This is a genomic window from Massilia scottii (assembly GCF_030846495.1).
Lineage (GTDB): Bacteria > Pseudomonadota > Gammaproteobacteria > Burkholderiales > Burkholderiaceae_D > Telluria_A > Telluria_A violaceinigra.
Map to the genome: position 1 here is coordinate 25,546 of NZ_JAVCWM010000027.1, position 21,787 is coordinate 47,332.

Genomic DNA, 21,787 nt, shown 5'->3' on the forward strand with positions numbered 1-21,787 from the left:
GTATTGTGGACGCATCGCCTTCCCTATAAAATTGACCCACAAGCCATTTATCGACACTTTCGGGCCACCACCGCCATTCTGCTCATCATGACCACAAAAACGCCCGTCGTCGCCCTGATCGCCTATCCCAACTTCAGCCCGTTCCACTTCGCCGTGCCCTATCTGGTATTCAACGCGGAGTTGCCTGAAGGGCGGCTGTTCGACCTGAAGATCGTCTCGCCGGGCGCCCGGCCGTTAACCGCCGAACGCGCACTGACCCTGCACCCGGACGGCGGACTGGAGCTCACGGAAGCAGCCGATATCCTGGTGGTGCCGGGCTGGGACGACTTGAACGCGCATCCGGAACCGGATCTGGTGTCGGCACTGTCGCGGGCCCATGCACGAGGCGCCCATGTGGTCGGACTGTGCTATGGCGCGTATGCGCTTGCCTATGCCGGGCTACTTGACGGCAAAAGTGCCTCGACCCATTGGATGGCCGAAAAGGATTTCAGCGCCCGTTTTCCGCGCGTGAAACTCGATATGAATGCCCTGTACGTGGATGAGGACAAGCTGATTACCTCCGCGGGCACCGGTGCCGGGCTCGACTGTTGCCTGTACATCGTGCGCGCATACTACGGCCCCAAAATCGCCAACAAGGTTGCCAGAACCATGGTCATCCCCCCGCACCGCGAGGGTGGGCAGGCGCAATTCATCGAGCAACCGATGGCGGTATCGACGCAAGACGCCCAGGTCAACCGTCTGCTCGATTATTTGCGGGAACATCTGGGCCAGTCGCACCATATCGATGAACTGGCGGCGCGCACGTCGATGAGCCGGCGCACGTTCACGCGGCACTTCAGCAAGGCGACCGGCATGACCTTGGTCGACTGGCTGGTCAACGAGCGCCTGCAATGCGCGCGCGACCTGCTGGAAACGACATCCCTGTCAGTCGAGAAAATTGCCGATCTTGCAGGGTTCCAGACGCCGATTTCATTGCGCCAGCACTTCAAGAAGCGTTTTCAAGTCAGTCCCAGGGACTGGCGCAGGACGTTCGGGCAGAAAATGGCAACGGCGGCGCACTGAAGGCTGCCCGGGCATGCGCCGCCTGTGCACGCGCCGGCATGCAACATCGGCTCAGCCAACCCGCTTGCGGCGGGCCGCGCCAGCGACCAGCGCCAAACCGGCAAGTAGCATTCCATAGGTCGCCGGTTCCGGCACCGGACTGGTCGACGGCGTCGTATCGCGCGATTCAGCTTCGGCCCACAAGCTGATCGACAGCTTCAGGTTCTGCGTGGTCGATTTGGTGTTCTCGAACATGATCGACAAACGCTCGCTTGCCGACTGCGAGAACGGCAAATTCGGGTCGCTACTCCAGGTCGGCGCAGTCAACTTGAATTGCGTCGTCGTAGTCGGGTACCAGTCGGGCGCGGCGCTTTCGAAGCCCATGCTGGCCTTGAGGGTTGAATTTTCCCTCAGTACATTTGTACGTGGCAGTGACGTTGCCACACTGCCACTCGCGTCGGCAAAGAACGTGATCTGCGTGCCAGGCGAGAGGACGAATTCTTCGATGAACATGAAGTTCGACGCGGTCGCCGACCGGTTATAGCCGACACTGCCCGTGGTCGAAGCGGCCGCACTCAAGGCCAGGCTCTGGAAATGTCCTCCGCTGATGGTCGAGACCACGCTGCCCTGGGGGACGGACATGCTGGCATCGAGATCGCGGCTATACAGCGCGCTCGTCCTGTCCTCGCTGCTGTTGCGCGTGGCACGTAGTCCGCTCTCGATGATATCGCCGCCCGCCCGCGTGCCAGGGTAGCTGGCATAGTGCGGCTTGACGATCGAGAGCGATGGCGCGATGCCGTCGTTTGGCAGCAGGTCTACCAGCGAGTACGAAAAATTGTTCAATGTGCCTTGTGCGCTCACTTGCGCGCCGGCGGACAACGGGACGACGAGCGCTGCGGTCAATGCCAGCGTGTTAACAATTGTGTTCATAAAAATCCTGGGTGAATAGTGAGCGTGTTTAACACGGCATGCGGCAAGCCGGTGCAGCACTTGCACTTGGGCAGGCGCGTCCACCGTCAGGACGCGCCCATCGCGGCGCCGTCCGGCAATCAGTCTTCGCCCCGGAGCTTGCGTCGGCGACGGACGGCACCGGCGACCAGGGCCAGTCCGGCAGCCAGCATGGCCGTGGTGGCCGGCTCAGGCACAGGGCTTGGCGGCACCACGGTCGCTTTCACAGCTTGCACAGACGCGTGCAAGGAGTACTTCAGATCCAGGTTCCGTGAAAACGCCGAGTTGTTGTCGAGCGTAAGCGAGAAGCGCTCACTGGCAGGGCTTTCACCTGCATGGCCGTTCCATGCTTTCAGGGTGATGAAATTTGATTCATATACATAATCACCCGGCCCATTTGGTCCATAGGCATTTAAAGACACCTCAGCCTGGATTTCCGCATAGTCCTGATATGCCTGATGTACCTCGCCTTCTGGCAGCGTGACCGAGGCGCTTCCGGTGAAGTCTGCGAAAAACGACACCCGCGTACCCGGCGAGAGCACAAACTCGGTGATGTTCAACCCGGCATACCCACCCGCCTGGCGGCTTGCCGCGGGGGCGCTGGTCGTCGAGGCCACGGAGCGCAATTGCAATGAATGAAAATCAGTACCCGTCAAGCTCGCGCCGCCCGTGCCGACAGGGGTGTCGAGGCTAACGTTGAGGCCGCGGCTATAAGGCGCTGTCGATTGGCTACGGCTGTCGTCAAACCATGGCTCAACGCTCTCGTACTGCCTGAGCGAGCCCGACACCCAGGCGCCACCGGCATAACCCTGGGGCGTGACGATGCTGAGCGACGGGGCAATGCCATCGTTGGGCAGCAAGTCGATCAGCGTGTACGAGAAATTGGTCAGGCTACCTTCAGCGCGAACCTGTGCGTGGGCCAATAGCGGTGACGCGAGCGTGACCGCCACCATCACACCTGCGGCGAATTTGTACATGGATTAGCCTTAAATTAATGACAAGATTATGGAACGCCAGAATATACCAGACAGCGCTGCGCGCGCGATGAGCAGTTGCTAACTTTACACAATTTCTGCCTGCGCTCGATTCATGCTTGCCACCGGGTGCGCTGCGGCTGACTGCAGACGCCATCGCGAAGCCGGCCATGCCCGCCGATATGCACCAGCATGCGTAGCGGTCAACGCTTAAACGCGCACGACGCCATCGATCACCGTGATCGACTGGCCGCCGATCCACGGTTCGCCATCGACGTAGGTGACCGCGATGCGGCCGTCGCATTGCACACAGGTGCCTTGGCGCGCGCTGTAGGCGCGGCTGGTTTCGCCGCCGTCGGGAAAACCCTGGGCCTGCAGCACGCGTGCGATGCAGGCGTTGGCGCTGCCGGTGACCGGGTCTTCGACCAGCGTGCCGTGCTCGGTAAGCAGCGCCCGGACTTCGTAATCGGCCGGCCCGTCGGCGTCATGCGGGCCGTAGAGCGCCACGCCGGTCATGCCCAGGCGCGTCAGTTCCTGCAGCGCGGCGCCGTCGATGCGCGCATCGAGGCAGGCTTGCGCGCTCGCCAGACGCACCACCAGCCACGCAATGCCCATCGTGGCGATCAGCGGCGTGCATTCGGCGTCAACTGTGGTCCCTGGCAACACCCGCGCCAGCAATGGCAGGTGCTGCAGTGCGAGCGGCACCAGGCTGGCCGTGGGCGACCTGAACGCCAGCATGGCGGCGGCGCCACGTTCGATCGGCACCAGCCCCACGCCGCACTCCTGCACCAGCGTGCCGGCGCGGCGCGGCACCAGGCCCGCTTCGAGCAAGGCGTGCGCCGTGCCCAGGGTGGGATGGCCGGCGAAGGGAAACTCGGTATCGGGAGAGAAAATACGGACGCGGTAATCGGCCTGGGCGTCGCGCGGCGTCAGCACAAACGTGGTTTCGGACAGCTTGGTCCAGCGCGCCATGGCTTGCATGTCGGCGTCGGACAGGCCGTCGGCATCGAGCACGACAGCCAGTGGATTGCCCTTGAACGCGACGCTGGTGAATACATCCACCTGCCTGAAGCGGCGCGCCACGCCCGGGGGCACGCTCACATCAGTCTTCCTGGACGGCTTCGGCCGGCCAGTCGCGGATGTAGGCCTTGAGCATGCGGTTCTCGAAGCTCTGCGCTTCCAGCACCGCGCGCGCGACGTCGTAGAACGAAATGACGCCGAGCAGGGTCTTGGCGTTCATCACCGGCAGGTAGCGCGCGTGCTTTTCGAGCATCATGCGGCGCACTTCATTGACTTCGGTGTCGGGGGTAACGGTGATCGGATGATCGTCCATGTGCTTGCGCACCGTGCCCGCGCCGACCGCGCCGTTGTTCTTGTGCAGCACCTTGATGACTTCGCGGAAGGTCAGCATGCCGACCAGATCGCCGAACTCCATGACCACCAGCGAACCGATGTCCTTTTCGGCCATGGTGTTGACGGCGTCCACGAGCAGCATCTCGGGCGTTGCGGTGTACAGGATGTTGCCCTTCACTTGAAGGATTTCTGAGACTTTCATGGTGGCCGCCTTGTCTGGTGAGGTTATAAGTAGCTGTCTTTTATAAGCCCTAGCTCCGACTGTAGCGTAAGCTTGGCAAAAAATCCAGCATTGCGAATAATCAGGACACTGCAGAGAGCGCCCGATTGGCATTTGCACTATTTTAGCGAGCAAACCACGCTTTTGTGCAAGGCATGCGTGCTACGATTCGGCCCATCCCTTTTCTAACTGATGAGCCCACCATGAGCGGACCTCAATACCCCGGCTTCGACACCCTGTCGCTGCACGCCGGCGCTGCGCCCGACCCGGCCACCGGCGCGCGCGCCACTCCCGTCTATTTCACGTCCTCGTTCGCGTTCAAGGACTCCGACCACGCGGCGTCGCTGTTCAATATGGAACGCGCCGGCCATGTGTATTCGCGCATCTCGAACCCGACCAACGCGGTGCTCGAAGAGCGCATCGCCGCGCTCGAGGGCGGCGTGGCCGGCATCGCCACCGCCAGCGGCCAGGCCGCCATGCATCTGGGGCTGGTGACGATCGCCGGCGCCGGCTCGCACATCGTCGCCTCGCGCGCGCTGTACGGCGGCTCGCAGAACCTGCTGGCCTACACGCTCAAGCGCTTCGGCATCGAGACCACGTTTGTGGACCCGCGCGCCGCCGACGCCTGGCGCGCCGCGATCCGTCCCAACACCAAGGTGCTGTTCGCCGAAACGCTGGGCAATCCGGGGCTGGACGTGCTCGACATCGCCACCATCTCGGCCATCGCGCACGACCATCACCTGCCGCTGATGATGGATTCGACCTTCACCACGCCTTACCTGCTGCGCCCTTTCGACCATGGCGCCGACCTGGTGTTCCACTCGGCCACCAAGTTCCTGTGCGGGCACGGCACCGCCATCGGCGGCCTGCTGGTCGACGGCGGCACCTTCGACTGGCAGAGCGCCTACGACAAGACCGGGCGCTTCGCCGAGTTGTGCGAACCGTACGAGGGCTTTCACGGCATGGTGTTCGCCGAAGAGTCGACCGTGGCGCCGTTTTCGCTGCGCGCGCGGCGCGAGGGCCTGCGCGATTTCGGCGCGGTGATGAGCCCCCACAACGCGTTCGCCGTGCTGCAGGGGATCGAGACGCTCAGCCTGCGCATGGACCGCCACGTGGCCAACACGCGCAAGGTGGTCGAGTTCCTGCTGTCGAATCCCGCGGTGGAGTCGGTGTCGTATCCGGAACTGGAATCGCATCCCGATTACGCACTGGCCAAGCGCCTGCTGCCCAAGGGCTGCGGCGCGGTGTTCTCGTTCAGCCTGAAAGGCGACCGCGCCGCCGGCCGGCGCTTTGTCGACGCGCTCAAGATCTTCTCGCACCTGGCCAACGTGGGCGATGCCAAGTCGCTGGTGATTCATCCGGCGTCCACCACCCACTTCCGCGTGCCGACCGAACAGCTGGCCGCTTCCGGCATCAAGGAAGGCACGATGCGCCTGTCGATCGGGCTGGAAGACGTGGACGACCTGATCGAAGACCTGGCGCGCGGCCTGAAACTGTCGCAGAAGGGAGCCTGACATGATCTGCACCCTTCCCGGCTTCGACGCCTACTGCTACACCGGCGGCAAGGCCTTCAACGCGGCCCAGCCGACCATCGTGTTCATCCATGGCGCCCAGAACGACCATTCGGTGTGGGCCTTGCAGTCGCGTTATTTCGCGCACCACGGGTTCAACGTGCTGGCGGTGGACCTGCCCGGCCACGGACGCAGCAAGGGCGCGGCCCTGCACAGCGTGGAAGAAATGGCGGCCTGGCTGCTGGCGGTGCTCGATGCCGTCGGCGTCGAACGCGCCGTGCTGGCGGGCCACAGCATGGGCTCCCTGATCGCGCTCGAAGCGGCGTTCCAGGCGCCCGGGCGGGTGAGCCATCTGGCGCTGCTCGGGACAACCTACCCGATGAAGGTGTCGGACGCGCTGCTGGACACCGCCAGGAACAACGAGCAGGCCGCGATCGACATGGTCAACATCTTCTCGCATTCGTCGATGGCGCAAAAACCGTCCTGTCCCGGACCGGGGTTTTACACCATGGGCGGCGCGCGGCGGCTGATGCAGCGCATGTCGGTGATCAATCCGGACCAGTTGTTCCACACCGATTTTTACGCCTGCAATGCGTACGCCAACGGCCAGGCCGCGGCGGAGACGGTGCGCTGCCCCACCCTGTTCATTTTCGGCAGCAAGGACATGATGACGCCGCCGCGCTCGACGAAACTGCTGACGGGCGCGATCGCCCATGGCAAAATCGTCCAGGTCGATGCCGGCCACCAGCTGATGGCCGAGCAGCCCGACGCGGTGCTGGACGCGCTGTTCGGGTTCGCCACCACGCCCGCGTAAATCCGCCAGGAGAGCCGCATGTCGACCCGCCACGCCAGCTTTGCCGAGTTCTATCCTTACTACCTGACGCAGCACGCGACCGTGCTGTGCCGGCGGGCGCATTTTATCGGCAGCTCGTCGGCGCTGGCGGCGCTGGTGCAGTATGCGGACAGCATGAATCCGTGGTGGATCCTGGCAGCGCTCGTGTCGGGCTACGGCGGCGCCTGGATCGGGCATTTTTTCTACGAAAAGAACCGGCCGGCCTCGTTTTCACGGCCTCTGTATTCGTTCATGGGCGATTGGGTGATGTACTGGCAGATGCTGACCGGGAAGCTGAGCTGGTAGGGCCATCACGTACCAGCTTTATTGCGGCGTTTCCTTTTGATGCCTCACCGACAAAATTGTGACCTCACCTTGATTGTGACGATAGCGAGCGATGTAGCCGGTATTGCCGAAGGACATAAGCAACTCATAGTAATTCTCCGGCATGTTCGGTATCGGACGTCCGATTCCCGGCTACTCGCTTAGCACCTGGATGGGCCTCAGGATCGCTACGATGGAGCGCTTTCGCATCAGCAATCATCCTCACTTGTGACACTCCGGCGCGGGAAGCTCCGCTTCGTCGCCCCACCTCTCAAGCCAGGCGATTACCTCCTCGCCGTTTACGTGCAAACCGGTGGCCTGATACTCATTCCAAGAGTCGACGGTTTCCTGCCAAGATGTTTCGCGTTTTTCTTCACGCTCAAGATATTGAACAATCGCGTCTTTCATCATCAAATGCGGCGTCTGCCGGCACAATCCGGCCAAACGTTCCAGACGCGCGTGCGTTTCCTGATCAAGTTCAAGCGCAAGCAAAGTGCGTTCAGACATAGCTAACTCCAGCAAGCAAATACGGCGGAGTGAACGGAATTATCGTAGGAGACTTGCATCACCTCCGGCGCACACTATCTGGAATTAACTTCCAGTCAAATGATGGGGATCGCTGGTTTAGAGCGGCCGTCAGGCGACAAGTTCCCTGCAAAGCGCAAGCCGACAGCCACGGTGTCGAAGCGCAGCTGGAAAAATCGGCCAGATCCCGGGGCCTGGGGTCTTTCAGGCGCGCGCCGCAGGGGCAAGCGGCGCGGCAAAATGCTGCGCCAGGGTCTGGTTCAAGCCATCCTCCACCGCGCACTCGACCTGGCGCGCCAGGGCGCTGCCGTCGAGCGTCATCGGCGAATTCCTGTCGAGCTCGGTATCCTTGTCGAGGTCGATAGCCACGGCCGCCTCGATCGCGGTGCGCCCGAACACGAACAGGCGGTACACGTCGGCCAGGCGCAGTTTTTCCACATTCACCAGCAAGACCCAGTTCTCGGCGCTTTCGATGGCGCGCTTGCCCCAGCGCGAGCGCGTCGTCACGTTCGCCTGCACCCGCCCGACCCAGCCCACGGCCAGCATCTGTTCGAGCAAGGTGGTCATTTCATCGTAGCCGATGCGCGTATGCGCGCGGATCGCGGCGGAAGACACCAGCGCCGTATCGCTCACCTGGGCGCGGCCGTGCAGCACCTTGAGGATCGCCATGGCGTCGACGAAGGCGCCGCCCGGCACCGGCTCATACCACCAGCGTTCATACTTGACGATCGGCAGCGCCGCGGTCAGCAAGGCGCCGACCAGGGTGATCATCCAGGACAGGTAAATCCACACCAAGAACAGCGGCAGGGCCGCCAGCGCGCCGTAAATGATCGCGTAGGTGGGAAACTGGCTGACGAACATGGCGAACAGGCGCTTGGCGACCTCGAAGGCGACCGCCGCCACCAGGCCGCCCCAGACCGCATCGCGCCAGTCGACGAAGCGGTTCGGCACCGTCATGTAGAGCAGCGTGTAGGCGCCGGTGGTCAGCCCGACCGAGGCCGCCGTGTAAAACAGGGTGCTCAAAAACGGCAGGTTGCTGGTCAGCGCGCTGGTGGCCATGAACAGTTGCGAAGTCGCCGTCAGGGACAGCCCGAACAGCAGCGGTCCGAGCGTCACCAGCGCCCAGTAAATCGTCACGCGCTGGGCGATCGGACGCACTTCGCGCACGCGCCAGATCTGGTTGAAGGCGCGCTCGATCATGTTCATCATGGCCGCCGACGTCAGCACCAGCGCGATCGCGCCGACCGCCGACAGGCTCTTGGCCTTGCTGGCGAACTGGGTCAGGTTGCCGGTGATGGTGTTGGCGATGGCCTTGGGCATCAGGGTCTGGGCGAAATACGCTTCCAGTGCTACCCGGAAATTACTAAAGACGGGGAAGGTCGTGAAGATGGCCAGCACGATGGTCAGCAGCGGCACCAGCGCGAGCGTGGTGGTGAACGTGAGGCTGCCTGCCACCTGGGGCAATTTTTCTTCGTTGAGGCGGCGCCGCGCGAAGCGAAGCAGGTCGCGCGCTTCGCTCCAGGTCAGGCCACGCACCATATCGACGCTGCTGTTGATCATTTCACTGGTGGATCGGGAAATCGAATGGACTGTTTTTGAAAGCATGTATCGTGAAAAACGCGTGAAAAACGCGCCGGCTGCGCCGATGTAACCCTGTAAAGCGCCCTATAATACCAACGATGAACCAAACCAACCCGATTATTCTCGTTTTGTACTACTCGCGCCATGGCGCCACGCGCAAGCTGGCCGAACTCATTGCCCAGGGTATCGAGAGCGTCCCCGGGGTCGATGCGCGCCTGCGCACCGTGCCCGCCATCTCCACCGTGGCCGAGGCCACCGAACCGGCCATCCCGCCGGCTGGCGCCCCCTATGTGGAAGCCCAGGACCTGGCCGAGTGCGCCGGCCTGGCGCTCGGCTCGCCCACGCGTTTCGGCAACATGGCATCAAGCCTTAAATATTTCCTCGACGGCACCGCCGCCGAATGGCTGGCCGGCACCCTGTCGGGCAAGCCCGCGGTCGTGTTCACCTCCACCGGCAGCCTGCACGGCGGCCAGGAATCGACCCTGCTGTCGATGATGATCCCGCTGCTGCACCACGGCATGATGATCATGGGCCTGCCTTACAGCAACCCGGAACTGATGACCACCACCAGCGGCGGCACGCCCTACGGCCCGACCCACTGGGCTGGCGTCGACGGCAACAAGCCGGTCAGCGAAGATGAAAAACGGCTCGCCATCGCCATGGGCCGGCGCCTGGCGGAAACCGCCGCCCGCCTGCACGGAGTTTTCTGATGCAAGCGCCCAAGTACTTTCACATCGGCGCCATCGCCAGCCTGGTGGTGCTGATCGCCTGGCTGCTGGCCTGGGAAATCGTGGTTGCGCCCTTGCGCCCCGGCAGCTGGATCCTGGCGCTCAAGGCCCTGCCCCTGCTCATTCCCCTGGGCGGCGTGATCAAGCGCGACATTTACACCCTGCAATGGTCGTCGATGGTGATCCTGCTCTACTTCACCGAAGGCGTGGTGCGCGCCTGGAGCGACAAGCTGCCCGAATCGCGCATCATGGCGCTCGGCGAAATCGTGCTCGTGTTCGTCTATTTCGCCTGTGCGCTGCTGTACCTGCGTCCGTACAAGAAGGCGGCGAAAAAGATGGCCAAGGAGTTGCTCGACAAGGTGAACTCGACCAAATCGACGAAGTGACTGCCTTGAATCACCCCGACTCCGGCACCGGCTTCCTGGAGCGCTGCCGCGCCATCGCCGGCGCGGCGCACGTGCTCACCAGCGACGCCGACATGGCGCCCTTCCTCACCGACTGGCGCGGCCGCTTCACCGGACGCGCGCTGGCGGTGCTGCGCCCGGCCGACTCGGACCAGGTGGCGCAGCTGGTGCAAGCCTGCGCCGCGCACCGCGTGCCGCTGGTGCCACAGGGCGGCAAAACCGGCCTGGTGCTGGGCAGCGTGCCCGACGCCAGCGGCAGCACCGTGGTGCTGTCGCTGGCGCGCCTGAACCGGGTGCGCGCGCTCGACACGGTCAACCGCACCATCACGGTCGACGCCGGCTGCATCCTGCAAACCATCCAGGAAGCGGCCGCGGCCGTTGGCTGCCTGTTTCCCCTGTCGCTCGCGGCCGAAGGCAGCTGCAGCATCGGCGGCAACCTGTCGACCAATGCCGGCGGCACCGCGGTGCTACGCTACGGCAACACGCGCGAACTGTGCCTGGGCCTGGAAGTGGTCACCGCCCAGGGCGAACTGTGGAACGGCCTGCGCGCCCTGCGCAAGGACAACACCGGATACGACCTGCGCGACCTGTTCATCGGCGCCGAAGGCACCTTGGGCGTGATCACCGGCGCCGTGCTGCGCCTGTTCCCGCAGCCAAAAGCGTCGATCACGGCCCTGGTCGCCATTGCGGCGCCGCGCCAGGCGCTCGAGCTCTTGAGCCTGGCCCAGGACCGCTGCGGCGCCAGCCTGACCGGCTTCGAGCTGATGTCCGACTTTTGCCTGCGCCTGGTCGGCACCCATTTCCCCAGCCTGACGCAGCCCTTCGTCACGCGCCACGCCCAGTACGTGCTGCTGGAACTGTCGAGCAGCGAATCGGAAGAACACGCCGTCGGCCTGCTGGAAGAAACCATTGCCGACGCCATCGCCCAGGACATCGCCGACGACGCCGTGGTCGCCACCTCGGTGGCCCGGTCGCTGGCCCTGTGGCAGCTGCGCGAACACATTCCACTGGCGCAGGCGGCGGCCGGCAAGAACATCAAGCACGACATCGCCCTGCCGGTGTCGTGCATCGCCGACTTCATCGACAGCACCGACGCCAGCGTGCTGGCGGCCTATCCCGGCTGCCAGCTGGTCTGCTTCGGCCATGTGGGCGACGGCAACCTGCACTACAACGTGGCACCGCCGCCCGGCACCGCGCACGAGGACTTCCTGGCGCACCAGGACGCGATCAACCGCATCGTGCACGACAGCGTGGCGTCGTACGGCGGCTCGATTTCGGCCGAGCACGGCATTGGCGCCCTCAAAAGAGACGAGCTCAGGCGATATAAGACGGATGTGGAACTGAACATGATGCGTGCCATCAAAGCGGCACTCGACCCGCTCGGCATTATGAACCCTGGAAAAATCCTGTGAATCCGGAGCGAGCAATCATGTTACATCCCATGCACATCCTGGCGCTGTGCGCCCTGAGCGGCGCCGCCCATGCCGGCCCCATCTATAAATGCACGACCGGCGGCAAGGTCAGCTACGGCGACCAGCCCTGCGCCAACGGCAGCGCCACGCAATTGGACGCGGCGCCCGCCCCAGCGCCCGATCCCAACGCGGCGAAGGAACTGCAGCGCCAGAAGGATTTGCTGGCCCGCTTGCTGAAGGAGCGCGCCACGCACGACACAAGGCAGGCGCAGGCGGCGCGGTCGGACGCGCGCGCCTGGCAGGCGGCCGCCGCGCGGCAAGCGAAGTGCGCCGGCATGCAGCAGCAACAGTCGAAGGAACAGCAGCGCCTGGCCGCCGAAGCCGCCAAGGCCGGCGGCATGGGCAAAGCCGAGCGCGACCAGCGCGCGCTGCACATGGCCCGGACGGTCGATGCCGCGTGCCGCCGATGAAGACACTGTCACGCTGGCTGCTCCTGGGCGAATGGCGCGCGCACCCGGTGCGGGCCCTGCTCGCGGTGGCCGCGATTGCCGTCGGCGTGGCGATGGGCTTTGCCATCCACCTGATCAACGCATCGGCCTTCAATGAGTTTTCGGCGGCCGTCAAGAGCTTGTCGGGCCAGGCCGACATCCAGGTGTCGGCGCGCGAAGGCGGCTTCGACGAAACGATTTATCCGCGCCTGGCCCAGCATCCTTCGGTGGCGGTGGCCTCGCCCGTCCTGACCCTGAACGCCGGCGTGCCCGGCGCCCAGGGCAGCCTGAAGATCATCGGCCTGGACGCCTTTCGCGCCGGTTTCGTTTCGCCGGGACTGCTCGGCGCCACCGACGGCGACAACATGGTCGACATGATGGCCGACGACGCCGTGTTCCTGTCGCCGGCGGCCATGAGCTGGCTCAAGACGCAGCGCGGCGGCACCGTGCAGCTGCGCTCGGGCACGCGCGACTTCACCCTGCGCGTGCCCGGCGGCCTGCAAGAGGCACGGCCCGGCCAGCGCATCGGCGTGATGGATATCGGCGCGGCCCAGTGGCGCTTCGACAAGGTCGGCACGCTGTCCCGCATCGACCTGCGCCTGCGCGACGGCGTCGACCGCGCCGGGTTTCAGGGCGACCTGGCGCGCGAACTCGAACGCGAGTTCCCCGGCCGCTTCAACGTCGGCCAGCCCAACGACGACGATGCCGAAAGCCGCAACCAGGGCATGAGCCGCGCCTACCGCGTCAACCTCACCGTGCTGGCCCTGGTGGCCTTGTTTACCGGCGCCTTCCTCGTGTTTTCGACCCAGGCGCTGTCGGTGATCCGGCGCCGCAGCCAGTTCGCGCTGCTGCGCGTGCTCGGCGTCGAACGCGGCCAGCTGCTGCGCCAGGTGCTGCTCGAAGGCGCCAGCCTGGGTGTCATCGGCGCGCTTGCCGGCATCGGCGCCGGCTACGCGCTGGCCGCCACCGCGCTGCATTTTTTCGGCGGCGACCTGGGCGCCGGCTACTTTACCGGCGCGCGTCCGGCGGTGCAGTTCACGCCGGTCGCGGCCGTGGTCTTCTTTGCGCTGGGCCTCGGCGTAGCCTTGCTCGGCTGCCTGACGCCCGCCTGGGAGGCCTCGCGCGCGGCGCCCGCCGTCGCCCTCAAATCGGGCACCGACGAAGTCGCGCTGGCGCGCCTGGCGCGCGTGTGGCCATCGGTGCTGTGCATCGCGCTGGCCGGCGCGCTGGCTTTTGCGCCGCCCGTGTTCGAGCTGCCGCTGTTCGGCTACGCCGCCATCGCCCTGCTGCTGATCGGCGGTATCGGCCTGATGCCGCGCCTGGCAGCCTCCCTTTTCGGCCTGGTCAACCGCGTGGCGATGCGCCGCAACGTGCGCCACCCGGTGCTGGCGCTGACCATGGCGCGCCTGGCCAACGCCTCCGGCCAGGCCGCCATTGCGCTGGGCGGCGTGCTGTCCAGTTTCAGCCTGATGGTGGCGATGGCGATCATGGTGTCGAGCTTTCGCGTCTCGCTCGACGACTGGCTGGTGCAACTGCTGCCGGCCGACCTGTACGTGCGCATCGCCAGCAGTGGCAGCGCCGGCGGCCTGGGTCCGCCCGAGCAAAGGGCGCTGACCGCCTTGCCGGGCGCCGCGCGCATCGACTTTTTGCGGTCGCGCCAGATTTCGCTCGACCCGGCGCGGCCCGACGTGCTGCTCATGGCGCGCAGCATCGACGCCGCCGACCCCTCGCGCACGATCCTGATCCGCGGCGAGACCGCCCCGGTGCCGAACGGCGCGGTGCCGGTCTGGGTATCCGAAGCGGTGGTCGACCTGTATGGCGTCAAGGCCGGCGGCACGCTGCGCATGCCGCTCGCCGGCCGGCTGCGCGACTTTTTCGTGGCCGGGGTGTGGCGCGACTACGCCACCCAGGCCGGCTCGGTGCAGATGCGCCTGTCCGACTACCGCGCCCTGACCGGCGACACGCAAGTGAACGATGCCGCCATGTGGGTCGCCAAAGGCGTCACGGCCGACCGGCTGGAACAGCAGATCCGCGCCCTGCCCTTCGGGCGCACCCTCGATTTCGCCAAGCCGGGCGACATCCGCGCGCTCAGCATGACCATTTTCGACCGCAGCTTCGCCGTCACCTACGTGCTCGAAGCGATCGCCATCGCCATCGGCCTGGCCGGCGTGGCCGCCACCTTCTCGGCCCAGACGCTGGCGCGCGCCAAGGAATTCGGCATGCTGCGCCACGTGGGCGTCACGCGCGGGCAGGTGCTGCGCATTCTCGCCCTGGAGGGCGGCGCGCTGACCGCGCTGGGCGTGGCCTGCGGCTTCGCGCTCGGGTTCATCATCAGCGTGATCCTGGTCTACGTCGTCAACCCGCAGTCGTTCCACTGGTCGATGCGGCTGCACGTGCCGTGGACGCTGGTGGGTGCCGTGGCGGCTGTGCTGCTGGTGGCATCGGTGGTGACGGCGCTGGTGTCGGGGCGCTTCGCCCTGTCGGGCGGACCTATTCGAGCAGTCAGGGAGGACTGGTGAAACGATTCATTTTCGCGCTGCTGCTGGCGGCGGCGCACATCTGCCAGGCGGCCCCGCCGGCATTCGGCGCGGTGACGCCCGGACGCGCGCTGACATTCCCGCATGATTACGGCGCCCATCCCGACTACCGTACCGAATGGTGGTACGTCACGGGCTGGCTCAAGACCGCCGACGGCAAGCCGCTGGGCTTCCAGGTCACCTTCTTTCGGCGCGCCACCGACCATGACCGCGCCAATCCGAGCGCGTTCGCTCCCAAGCAGCTCGTGATCGGCCATGCCGCGCTGTCCGACCCCGCGCTCGGCAAACTGGTACACGACCAGCGCACGATGCGCGAAGGCTTCGGCCTGGCGCACGCCAAAACCGGCACCACCGACCTGAAACTGGACGACTGGCGCATGGTGCGCACGGCCGACGGCACCTACCAGGTGAGCATCGCCTCGCCGCAGCTGAACCTGAACCTGACCCTCGCGCCAACCCAGCCGGTGCTGCTGCAGGGCCAGGACGGCTACTCGCGCAAGAGCGCGCAAAGCCGGTACGCGAGCTACTACTACACCGAACCGCAGCTCAAGGTACGCGGCACCGCCGCTGCCGGCGGCAGCGCCGCGCGCGCGGTCGAAGGGACTGCCTGGCTCGATCACGAATGGTCGACCGAAGCGCTGCCACCCGACACCCAGGGCTGGGATTGGATCGGCGCCAATCTCGCCGACGGCTCGGCGCTGATGGCTTTCCAGATCCGCAGCAAACAAGGTGGTAAACTATGGGCACACGCGACGGTGCGCGACGCGGCCGGCAAAGTGACGCAATACGCGCCCGACGAGGTGGTATTTACGCCGCAGGCTCATTGGACGTCGCCGCGCACGAAAGCCGTCTACCCGGTGGCGACCAGATTAACGACGGGCGCCACGCACTGGCAGATCACCCCACTGCAGCAAGACCAGGAGCTCGACTCGCGGCGCTCGACCGGCGCCGTGTACTGGGAAGGCGCGGTGACGATCAAGCGCGATGGGGTGCAAGCCGGCCAGGGGTACCTTGAAATGACCGGTTACGACCGCGCGATGAAACTTTAAAAAACGAACACTGAAGCACTGACACGATGACCAACAGCTCCACCAGCAGTTCCAGCAGTAGCAACTCGTCCGACTCGAACCGCAAAGGCAGTCTCGCCGCATTCAAGGGCCTGTTCCCGTTCCTGCGTCCGTACCGCCGCCAGTTCCTGATGGCCGGCGTCGCGCTGGTGGTCGCCGCCTGCGCCACCCTGGCGATTCCGGCCGCCTTCAAGCAGATGATCGACCTTGGTTTCGGCGCCTCGGCCGGACCCAAAAGCATCCGCCATGTCGACGCCACCTTCCTCGCCCTGTTCGGCGTGGCCGCGGTACTGGCCGTGGCCACCGCCGCGCGTTTTCTGACCGTATCGTGGCTGGGCGAGCGCGTCACCGCCGACATCCGCAGCGCCGTGTACAAGCACGTGGTCGAGCAGAGTCCCGAATTTTTCGAAACCACCCAGACCGGCGAAGTCCTCTCGCGCATCACCACCGACACCACCCTGATCCAGGCGGTGGTCGGCACCAGCATCTCGATGGCGCTGCGTAACGTGCTGCTGTTCGTGGGCGGCCTGGTGATGCTGTTCGTGACCAGCGTCAAGCTCTCCGCCATCATCCTCGGGCTGCTGGTGCTGGTGGTGGTGCCGATCGTGCTGTTCGGACGGCGCGTGCGCAAGCTCTCGCGCGACTCGCAAGACCGCATCGCCGACGCCTCCGCCATGGCCGGCGAAATCCTCAACGCCATGCCGACGGTGCAAGCCTTCACGCACGAAAAAATCGAATCGGCGCGCTTCGGCAAGTCGGTCGAAGGCGCCTTCCAGACCGCCATGCGGCGCATCCGCGCGCGCGCGCTGCTGACGTTGATCGCCATCGTGCTGGTATTCGGCACCATCGTTTTCGTGCTGTGGCTGGGCGCGCATGCCGTCCTCCAGGGCACGATGACGGGCGGCGACCTTGGCCAGTTCATCCTGTATGCATCGATCGTTGCCGGATCGATCGGCGCGCTGTCGGAAGTGATGGGCGAAGCCCAGCGCGCCGCCGGCGCCACCGAGCGCCTGCTCGAACTGCTGTCGGTACAATCGTCGATCCAGAACCCGGCCAAGCCGGCGGCCCTGCCCGCGCGCACCGCCAGCGGCGCCGCGCTGGCCCTGAACGACGTCACCTTCTCGTATCCGTCGCGGCCTGAAACGGCGGCGCTGGGGCACCTGACGCTGTCGATCGCGCCCGGCGAAACGGTGGCCGTGGTCGGCCCCTCGGGGGCGGGCAAGACCACCCTGTTCCAGCTGTTTTTGCGCTTTTACGACCCGCAAAGCGGCACCATCACGCTCGACGGCGTCGACATCAAGCGGCTCGACCTGCACACCCTGCGCGACGCGATCGGCATCGTCCCGCAGGACACGGTGATCTTCTCGGCCGACGCCATGGAAAACATCCGCTACGGACGCGCCGGCGCCACCGACGCCGAAGTGATCGCCGCGGCGCGCATGGCGGCCGCGCACGAATTCATCGAACGCCTGCCGCAGGGGTACAAATCGTTCCTGGGCGAGCGTGGCGTGCGCCTCTCGGGCGGGCAGCGCCAGCGCATCGCGATAGCGCGCGCGCTGCTCAAAAACCCGCCGCTGCTGCTGCTCGACGAAGCGACGAGTGCCCTCGACGCCGAATCGGAGCGCCTGGTACAAAGTGCGCTGGAAGCGGCGATGGTCGGCCGCACCACGGTCATCATCGCGCACCGGCTGGCGACGGTGCAGCGGGCCGACCGCATCATCGTCATGGAAGACGGGCGGATCGTCGAAACCGGCACGCACGCCTCGCTGGTGGCGCTGGGCGGCATCTACGCCAACCTCGCCGCCCTGCAGTTCCACAACATCCACATCGCCCACGAAGCCGCCTGATCCCAAACCGGGGTCAGACCTCTGATTCGAAACATTTCCTAACCGGGGTCAGACCTCCGATTCGAAATATTTCCTAACCGGGGTCTGACCTCTGATTCGAAATTTTTCATTGGTGCAACACAATGACGGAGAAAAGCGCGAAAATACGGTGTTTTAACGCGATGCGATGGCTAAAGAATTGTGAAAAGAAATTTTGTGAACTGTGCCTCTCGCTGGTTTTGCACTGTTTCGAGTCAGAGGTCTGACCCCGGTTAGGAAATTAGTTGCCGAAGGAGAGTGTTTTGACGGATGCCGAGTTGTTTCTACACTGCCATACGGTGCTGCCGGGCCATCGGGCGCGTACGCCGGCCGAGACGTTCCGCGCCATGGCCGCGTGGTGCGAGGATAATCATGTCGCCCATGATGTGTACGGCAACGGCGCGCTGATCGAGCAGTTCGAGGAGAAAATCGCCAGCCTGCTCGGCTTCGAGGCCGCCGTGTTCTGCATCAGCGGCACCATGGCCCAGGTCACGGCGCTGCGCCTGGCCTGCGAGGACCGCGCCAGCACGCTGGTGGCGCTGCATCCGACATCCCACATCATCGTCCACGAAAAATCGAACTACCAGCTGCTCGGCCACTTCCACGCACTGCTGGCGGGCGAGCGCCATCGCCCCTGGACGGCGGCCGACCTGCGTGCCCTTCCCGATAAACTCGGCGCCGTCGCCATGGAAGTGCCGATGCGCGAAATCGGCGGCCAGAATCCGAGCTGGGAACAGCTCGATGCGATCAAGGCCCATTGCCGCACCCGCAACGCGCACCTGCACATGGACGGCGCCCGCCTGTGGGAGGCAGCCGCCGGCTACAAGCGCACGCCGCGCGACATCGCCGCCGGCTTCGATTCGGTCTACGTGTCGCTGTACAAGGGCATCGGCGGCCTCGGTGGCGCCATGCTGGCCGGCAGCCGCTCGTTCGTCGAGCGCGCGGCCGAGTGGTTCCGGCGCGAGGGCGGAAATATGATCCACCGCTCGCCCTACGTGGTATCGGCCGCGATGCAGTTCGATGCGCGCATCGCCGCCATGCCGCACTACTTCCGCCGCACCGAATGGCTGTACGAGGTGCTGCGCGATTATCCGGCCATCCGCGTCAATCCAGCCCGCCCCCAGGCCAACATGCTGCATCTGCACCTGCCGGTGAGCCGCGAACGCGCCATCGAGGTCCGCAACCGCGTCGCCAACGACCACCAGGTGTGGCTGTTCGGCCGCGCCGCACCGGGCGCGCTGGCCGATACCAGCATCGTGGAACTGTACGTGGGCGAGAACCTGGCCGCCCTGCCCGACCAGCGCGTGCGCGACAGCATCGAGCTGCTGGCCAGGGGCCTGGCCGGCCAGTGATCATATATAATCAGGAGTTTTAGCGATGCGCCAATACCTCGACTTCATGCGCCATGTGAAAGACCATGGCACCGAAAAAACCGACCGCACCGGCACCGGTACGCGCTCCGTCTTCGGCCACCAGATGCGCTTCAACCTGCAGGACGGTTTCCCGCTGGTGACGACCAAGAAGGTGCACCTCAAATCCATCATCCATGAGCTGATCTGGTTCCTCGCGGGTTCCACCAACATCGGCTACCTGAAGGACAATGGCGTGAGCATCTGGGACGACTGGGCCGACGCCAACGGCGACCTCGGTCCCATCTACGGTTACCAGTGGCGCAGCTGGCCCACCCCGTGCGGGGAGCATATCGACCAGATCACCCAGGTGCTCGACCAGATCAGGAACACGCCCGACTCGCGCCGCATGATCGTCTCGGCCTGGAACGTGGCCGACATCGCGAACATGAAGCTGCCGCCTTGCCACGCGCTGTTCCAGTTCTATGTCGCCGACGGCAAGCTGTCGTGCCAGCTGTACCAGCGCAGCGCCGATATCTTCCTGGGTGTGCCGTTCAATATCGCCTCGTACGCGATCCTGACCCACATGATGGCGCAGCAGGCCGGCCTGGAAGTGGGCGACTTCGTGTGGACCGGGGGCGACTGCCACCTCTACTCGAATCACCTGGAGCAGGTCGACCTGCAGCTCTCGCGCGAACCGTTCGCGCTGCCGCGCCTTGTCATCAAGCGCAAGCCGGACTCGCTGTTCGACTACAAGTTCGAGGACTTCGAGGTCCTCGGCTACGAGTCGCACGCGCATATCAAGGCGCCGGTCGCGGTGTAAGACGCCGGGACGCGCCGTTCAAGCGGCGCGCCACGGGCCTGCAACTGCGTCAGAACTCTTCCCAATCCGATTCGGCGGCCGTGCTGGCAGTGCGCTTTTGCGGGGCCGGCTTGGGCGCAGCGGCCTTCCTCGGGGCCGCTGCGCTCTTGCCGGCCAGGCGCGGTGCCACGGGGGCGGCCTTGCGCTGCGGCGCGTGGCGCGCTGGCGCTGCCGGCGCGCGGCTGCCATCGAGCTTGAACACGCTGACCACCTGCGTCAGCGTGCCGGCCTGCTCCTGCAGCAGTCCGGCGGCCGCCGCCGCTTCCTCGACCAGGGCCACGTTCTGCTGGGTGATCGAGTCCATCTGCCCGACCGCTTCGTTGATCTGGTCGATGCCGGCCGTCTGCTCGGCGCTAGCGGTGGTGATCTCGCCCATGATGTCGGTGACGCGATGGATGCTGGTGACGATTTCCTGCATCGTCAGGCCGGCCTGGTCGACCAGCTTGGCGCCGCTGTCGACTTTTTCGACCGAGTCGCCGATCAATTCCTTGATTTCCTTGGCGGCGCCGGCCGAGCGCTGCGCCAGGTTGCGCACTTCGGACGCCACGACCGCAAAGCCGCGACCCTGTTCGCCCGCGCGCGCCGCTTCGACGGCGGCGTTGAGCGCCAGAATATTGGTCTGGAACGCGATGCCGTCGATGACGGCGATGATGTCGACGATTTTCTTGGACGAGGCATTGATCGAGCCCATGGTCTCGACCACCTGCGCCACCACCAGGCCGCCCTTGGTGGCCACTTCCGACGCCGACAGCGCCAGCACGTTGGCCTGGCGCGCATTGTCGGCGTTCTGGCGCACGGTGGAGGTCAGCTCCTCCATCGAGGCGGCGGTCTGCTCCAGCGAACTGGCCTGGGAGCTGGTGCGGTCCGACAGGTCGGTATTGCCGGCCGCGATTTCGCTCGACGCGCTGGAAATGGTGTCGGTACTGCTGCGCACCTCCGATACGATGTCGGCCAGGTTCGATTTCATCTTGGCCATCGCGCCCAGCAAGGCGCCGATTTCGTTGCGCCCGTGCGATTCGATCTGCCCGGTCAGGTCGCCGTCGGCCACGCGCACGGCGATCCGCATGGCTTCCTGCAGCGGCACCGAAATGGCCTTGACCAGCGCCCAGCCAACCGCCACGCCAAGCACCACGCCGACCAGCAGGATGCCCATCATGCCGTAGGCGATGCGCGCAAGGCTGGCGTTGACCATCTCGTCATCGGCCTTGACGCGCTTGTCGGCCAGTTCCTTGAGCGTGGCCAGGGTGGCGTCGCCGATGCGGTAGCCCGGGTTGATCTTCTTGATCAGGACCGTCTCGGCGTCGTCCCACTTCTCGGCCTTGATGAAGGCGGCGGCCGCGCGCACGTTCTCGATCCCCAGTCCGTCGCTCTTGGCGTACCACTCCTGCGCCAGGCGCTTTTCTTCGGGCGACCTGACGCTGGCGATGTACTCTTCCCAGCGCTTGGCGGTGCGTCCGGCAATCGCGTCGATCTGGTCGAAGTGGACCGTCAGCGGGTGGTCGTGCAGCTGCGACCAGCTCAGGACCGGATTGTGCTGGAGCGCCTGCAGGATCTGGCTGCGGTTGAGTTCCATTTCGAGGCGGATGGACGTTTGCACGGTGGTGTTGCGCTGGTCTTCGACGGTGATGTCGCGCACCAGCCCGACCGAATGGCGTCCGCTGTAAATACCCATGGCGCCAATGGCGACCATCAGCACGATCAGGAATCCGAGGACTCCGATCACGAGTGTCCTGATTTTCATGTTATCGAACATGCGTTCCTCCTTG

Annotated in this window: 20 protein-coding genes; 13 read left to right on the plus strand and 7 right to left on the minus strand. The window is 65.2% G+C overall.

The annotated features are described in order from the left end of the window. Window positions 1–3 precede the first annotated feature (3 nt). Window positions 4–1,062, plus strand: coding sequence for a GlxA family transcriptional regulator (locus tag RBA41_RS27025; protein WP_306627463.1), 1,059 nt, complete (start codon window positions 4–6; stop codon window positions 1,060–1,062). 51 nt (window positions 1,063–1,113) lie between these two features. On the opposite strand, the gene RBA41_RS27030 is transcribed toward RBA41_RS27025, so the two are convergent. The 4 genes from RBA41_RS27030 to RBA41_RS27045 form a co-directional block, all read right to left on the minus strand. Continuing rightward, on the minus strand, window positions 1,114–1,971 hold the full coding sequence (locus RBA41_RS27030) for a PEP-CTERM sorting domain-containing protein (protein WP_306627464.1): 858 nt from the start codon (window positions 1,969–1,971) through the stop codon (window positions 1,114–1,116). Between the two features lie 119 nt (window positions 1,972–2,090). Beyond that, complete coding sequence (locus RBA41_RS27035) at window positions 2,091–2,966, minus strand: PEP-CTERM sorting domain-containing protein (RefSeq protein ID WP_306627466.1); 876 nt, start codon at window positions 2,964–2,966, stop codon at window positions 2,091–2,093. 207 nt (window positions 2,967–3,173) lie between these two features. Beyond that, window positions 3,174–4,064, minus strand: a complete 891-nt coding sequence (locus tag RBA41_RS27040) for a PhzF family protein (protein ID WP_306627467.1) — start codon at window positions 4,062–4,064, stop codon at window positions 3,174–3,176. 1 nt (window position 4,065) lies between these two features. Further along, window positions 4,066–4,518, minus strand: coding sequence for a CBS domain-containing protein (locus RBA41_RS27045; protein ID WP_099879471.1), 453 nt, complete (start codon window positions 4,516–4,518; stop codon window positions 4,066–4,068). A gap of 221 nt (window positions 4,519–4,739) precedes the next feature. Between RBA41_RS27045 and RBA41_RS27050 the strand changes: the two genes are divergently transcribed. From RBA41_RS27050 to RBA41_RS27060, 3 genes are read left to right on the plus strand one after another with little or no spacing between them, the layout of a single operon-like run. Then, the gene (locus RBA41_RS27050; protein ID WP_306627469.1) at window positions 4,740–6,050 is read left to right on the plus strand and encodes an O-acetylhomoserine aminocarboxypropyltransferase; all 1,311 of its coding nucleotides are present in this window, start codon (window positions 4,740–4,742) and stop codon (window positions 6,048–6,050) included. Between the two features lies 1 nt (window position 6,051). Next, window positions 6,052–6,861, plus strand: a complete 810-nt coding sequence (locus RBA41_RS27055) for an alpha/beta fold hydrolase (protein WP_306627470.1) — start codon at window positions 6,052–6,054, stop codon at window positions 6,859–6,861. Between the two features lie 18 nt (window positions 6,862–6,879). After that, window positions 6,880–7,185 (plus strand): Mpo1-like protein, encoded by a 306-nt coding sequence (locus RBA41_RS27060; protein ID WP_306627471.1) that lies wholly within the window; start codon window positions 6,880–6,882, stop codon window positions 7,183–7,185. Between the two features lie 240 nt (window positions 7,186–7,425). Here RBA41_RS27060 and RBA41_RS27065 read toward each other — a convergent pair whose 3' ends face one another. After that, a complete protein-coding gene (locus RBA41_RS27065; protein WP_306627473.1) occupies window positions 7,426–7,710 on the minus strand; it encodes a CopG family ribbon-helix-helix protein in 285 nt (94 codons plus the stop codon). Window positions 7,711–7,932: 222 nt separating this feature from the next. Then, window positions 7,933–9,288, minus strand: coding sequence for a YihY family inner membrane protein (locus RBA41_RS27070; protein WP_306627475.1), 1,356 nt, complete (start codon window positions 9,286–9,288; stop codon window positions 7,933–7,935). 119 nt (window positions 9,289–9,407) lie between these two features. Between RBA41_RS27070 and wrbA the strand changes: the two genes are divergently transcribed. The 9 genes from wrbA to thyA all read left to right on the plus strand — a co-directional run bounded on the left by wrbA (window position 9,408) and on the right by thyA (window position 19,982). Then, complete coding sequence (wrbA, locus tag RBA41_RS27075; protein ID WP_306627477.1) at window positions 9,408–10,019, plus strand: NAD(P)H:quinone oxidoreductase; 612 nt, start codon at window positions 9,408–9,410, stop codon at window positions 10,017–10,019. Beyond that, window positions 10,019–10,423 (plus strand): DUF2069 domain-containing protein, encoded by a 405-nt coding sequence (locus RBA41_RS27080; RefSeq protein ID WP_306627479.1) that lies wholly within the window; start codon window positions 10,019–10,021, stop codon window positions 10,421–10,423. The genes wrbA and RBA41_RS27080 overlap by 1 nt, the downstream gene beginning before the upstream one ends. Next, window positions 10,420–11,853: an FAD-binding oxidoreductase gene (locus RBA41_RS27085; RefSeq protein ID WP_374709611.1), complete on the plus strand. Its 1,434-nt coding sequence runs from the start codon at window positions 10,420–10,422 to the stop codon at window positions 11,851–11,853. Before RBA41_RS27080 ends, RBA41_RS27085 begins: the two co-directional genes overlap by 4 nt. 17 nt (window positions 11,854–11,870) lie before the next feature. After that, window positions 11,871–12,323 carry a DUF4124 domain-containing protein gene (locus RBA41_RS27090; protein ID WP_306627481.1) on the plus strand — a complete coding sequence of 151 codons (453 nt, stop codon included), beginning with the start codon at window positions 11,871–11,873 and terminating at the stop codon, window positions 12,321–12,323. Continuing rightward, window positions 12,320–14,860 carry an FtsX-like permease family protein gene (locus RBA41_RS27095; protein ID WP_306627483.1) on the plus strand — a complete coding sequence of 847 codons (2,541 nt, stop codon included), beginning with the start codon at window positions 12,320–12,322 and terminating at the stop codon, window positions 14,858–14,860. Before RBA41_RS27090 ends, RBA41_RS27095 begins: the two co-directional genes overlap by 4 nt. After that, window positions 14,857–15,927: a lipocalin-like domain-containing protein gene (locus RBA41_RS27100; protein WP_306627485.1), complete on the plus strand. Its 1,071-nt coding sequence runs from the start codon at window positions 14,857–14,859 to the stop codon at window positions 15,925–15,927. The genes RBA41_RS27095 and RBA41_RS27100 overlap by 4 nt, the downstream gene beginning before the upstream one ends. A 26-nt stretch (window positions 15,928–15,953) precedes the next feature. Further along, window positions 15,954–17,792 carry an ABC transporter transmembrane domain-containing protein gene (locus RBA41_RS27105; RefSeq protein WP_306627487.1) on the plus strand — a complete coding sequence of 613 codons (1,839 nt, stop codon included), beginning with the start codon at window positions 15,954–15,956 and terminating at the stop codon, window positions 17,790–17,792. 281 nt (window positions 17,793–18,073) lie between these two features. Continuing rightward, window positions 18,074–19,162, plus strand: coding sequence for a threonine aldolase family protein (locus RBA41_RS27110; RefSeq protein WP_306627488.1), 1,089 nt, complete (start codon window positions 18,074–18,076; stop codon window positions 19,160–19,162). Between the two features lie 25 nt (window positions 19,163–19,187). Then, window positions 19,188–19,982, plus strand: a complete 795-nt coding sequence (gene thyA, locus RBA41_RS27115) for a thymidylate synthase (RefSeq protein ID WP_306627490.1) — start codon at window positions 19,188–19,190, stop codon at window positions 19,980–19,982. 49 nt (window positions 19,983–20,031) lie between these two features. Here the strand turns inward: thyA and RBA41_RS27120 are convergent, their stop codons facing one another. Further along, the gene (locus RBA41_RS27120; RefSeq protein WP_306627491.1) at window positions 20,032–21,774 is read right to left on the minus strand and encodes a methyl-accepting chemotaxis protein; all 1,743 of its coding nucleotides are present in this window, start codon (window positions 21,772–21,774) and stop codon (window positions 20,032–20,034) included. Window positions 21,775–21,787 lie beyond the last annotated feature (13 nt).

Bases quoted from the DNA above. Each gene is read 5' to 3' on its own strand.
- RBA41_RS27030 (WP_306627464.1), bottom strand. From the start codon at position 1,971: ATGAACACAATTGTTAACACGCTGGCATTGACCGCAGCGCTCGTCGTC.
- RBA41_RS27035 (WP_306627466.1), bottom strand. From the start codon at position 2,966: ATGTACAAATTCGCCGCAGGTGTGATGGTGGCGGTCACGCTCGCGTCA.
- RBA41_RS27045 (WP_099879471.1), bottom strand. From the start codon at position 4,518: ATGAAAGTCTCAGAAATCCTTCAAGTGAAGGGCAACATCCTGTACACC.
- RBA41_RS27050 (WP_306627469.1), top strand. From the start codon at position 4,740: ATGAGCGGACCTCAATACCCCGGCTTCGACACCCTGTCGCTGCACGCC.
- RBA41_RS27055 (WP_306627470.1), top strand. From the start codon at position 6,052: ATGATCTGCACCCTTCCCGGCTTCGACGCCTACTGCTACACCGGCGGC.
- RBA41_RS27060 (WP_306627471.1), top strand. From the start codon at position 6,880: ATGTCGACCCGCCACGCCAGCTTTGCCGAGTTCTATCCTTACTACCTG.
- RBA41_RS27065 (WP_306627473.1), bottom strand. From the start codon at position 7,710: ATGTCTGAACGCACTTTGCTTGCGCTTGAACTTGATCAGGAAACGCAC.
- RBA41_RS27070 (WP_306627475.1), bottom strand. From the start codon at position 9,288: ATGATCAACAGCAGCGTCGATATGGTGCGTGGCCTGACCTGGAGCGAA.
- wrbA (WP_306627477.1), top strand. From the start codon at position 9,408: ATGAACCAAACCAACCCGATTATTCTCGTTTTGTACTACTCGCGCCAT.
- RBA41_RS27080 (WP_306627479.1), top strand. From the start codon at position 10,019: ATGCAAGCGCCCAAGTACTTTCACATCGGCGCCATCGCCAGCCTGGTG.
- RBA41_RS27090 (WP_306627481.1), top strand. From the start codon at position 11,871: ATGTTACATCCCATGCACATCCTGGCGCTGTGCGCCCTGAGCGGCGCC.
- RBA41_RS27095 (WP_306627483.1), top strand. From the start codon at position 12,320: ATGAAGACACTGTCACGCTGGCTGCTCCTGGGCGAATGGCGCGCGCAC.
- RBA41_RS27105 (WP_306627487.1), top strand. From the start codon at position 15,954: ATGACCAACAGCTCCACCAGCAGTTCCAGCAGTAGCAACTCGTCCGAC.
- thyA (WP_306627490.1), top strand. From the start codon at position 19,188: ATGCGCCAATACCTCGACTTCATGCGCCATGTGAAAGACCATGGCACC.
- RBA41_RS27120 (WP_306627491.1), bottom strand. From the start codon at position 21,774: ATGTTCGATAACATGAAAATCAGGACACTCGTGATCGGAGTCCTCGGA.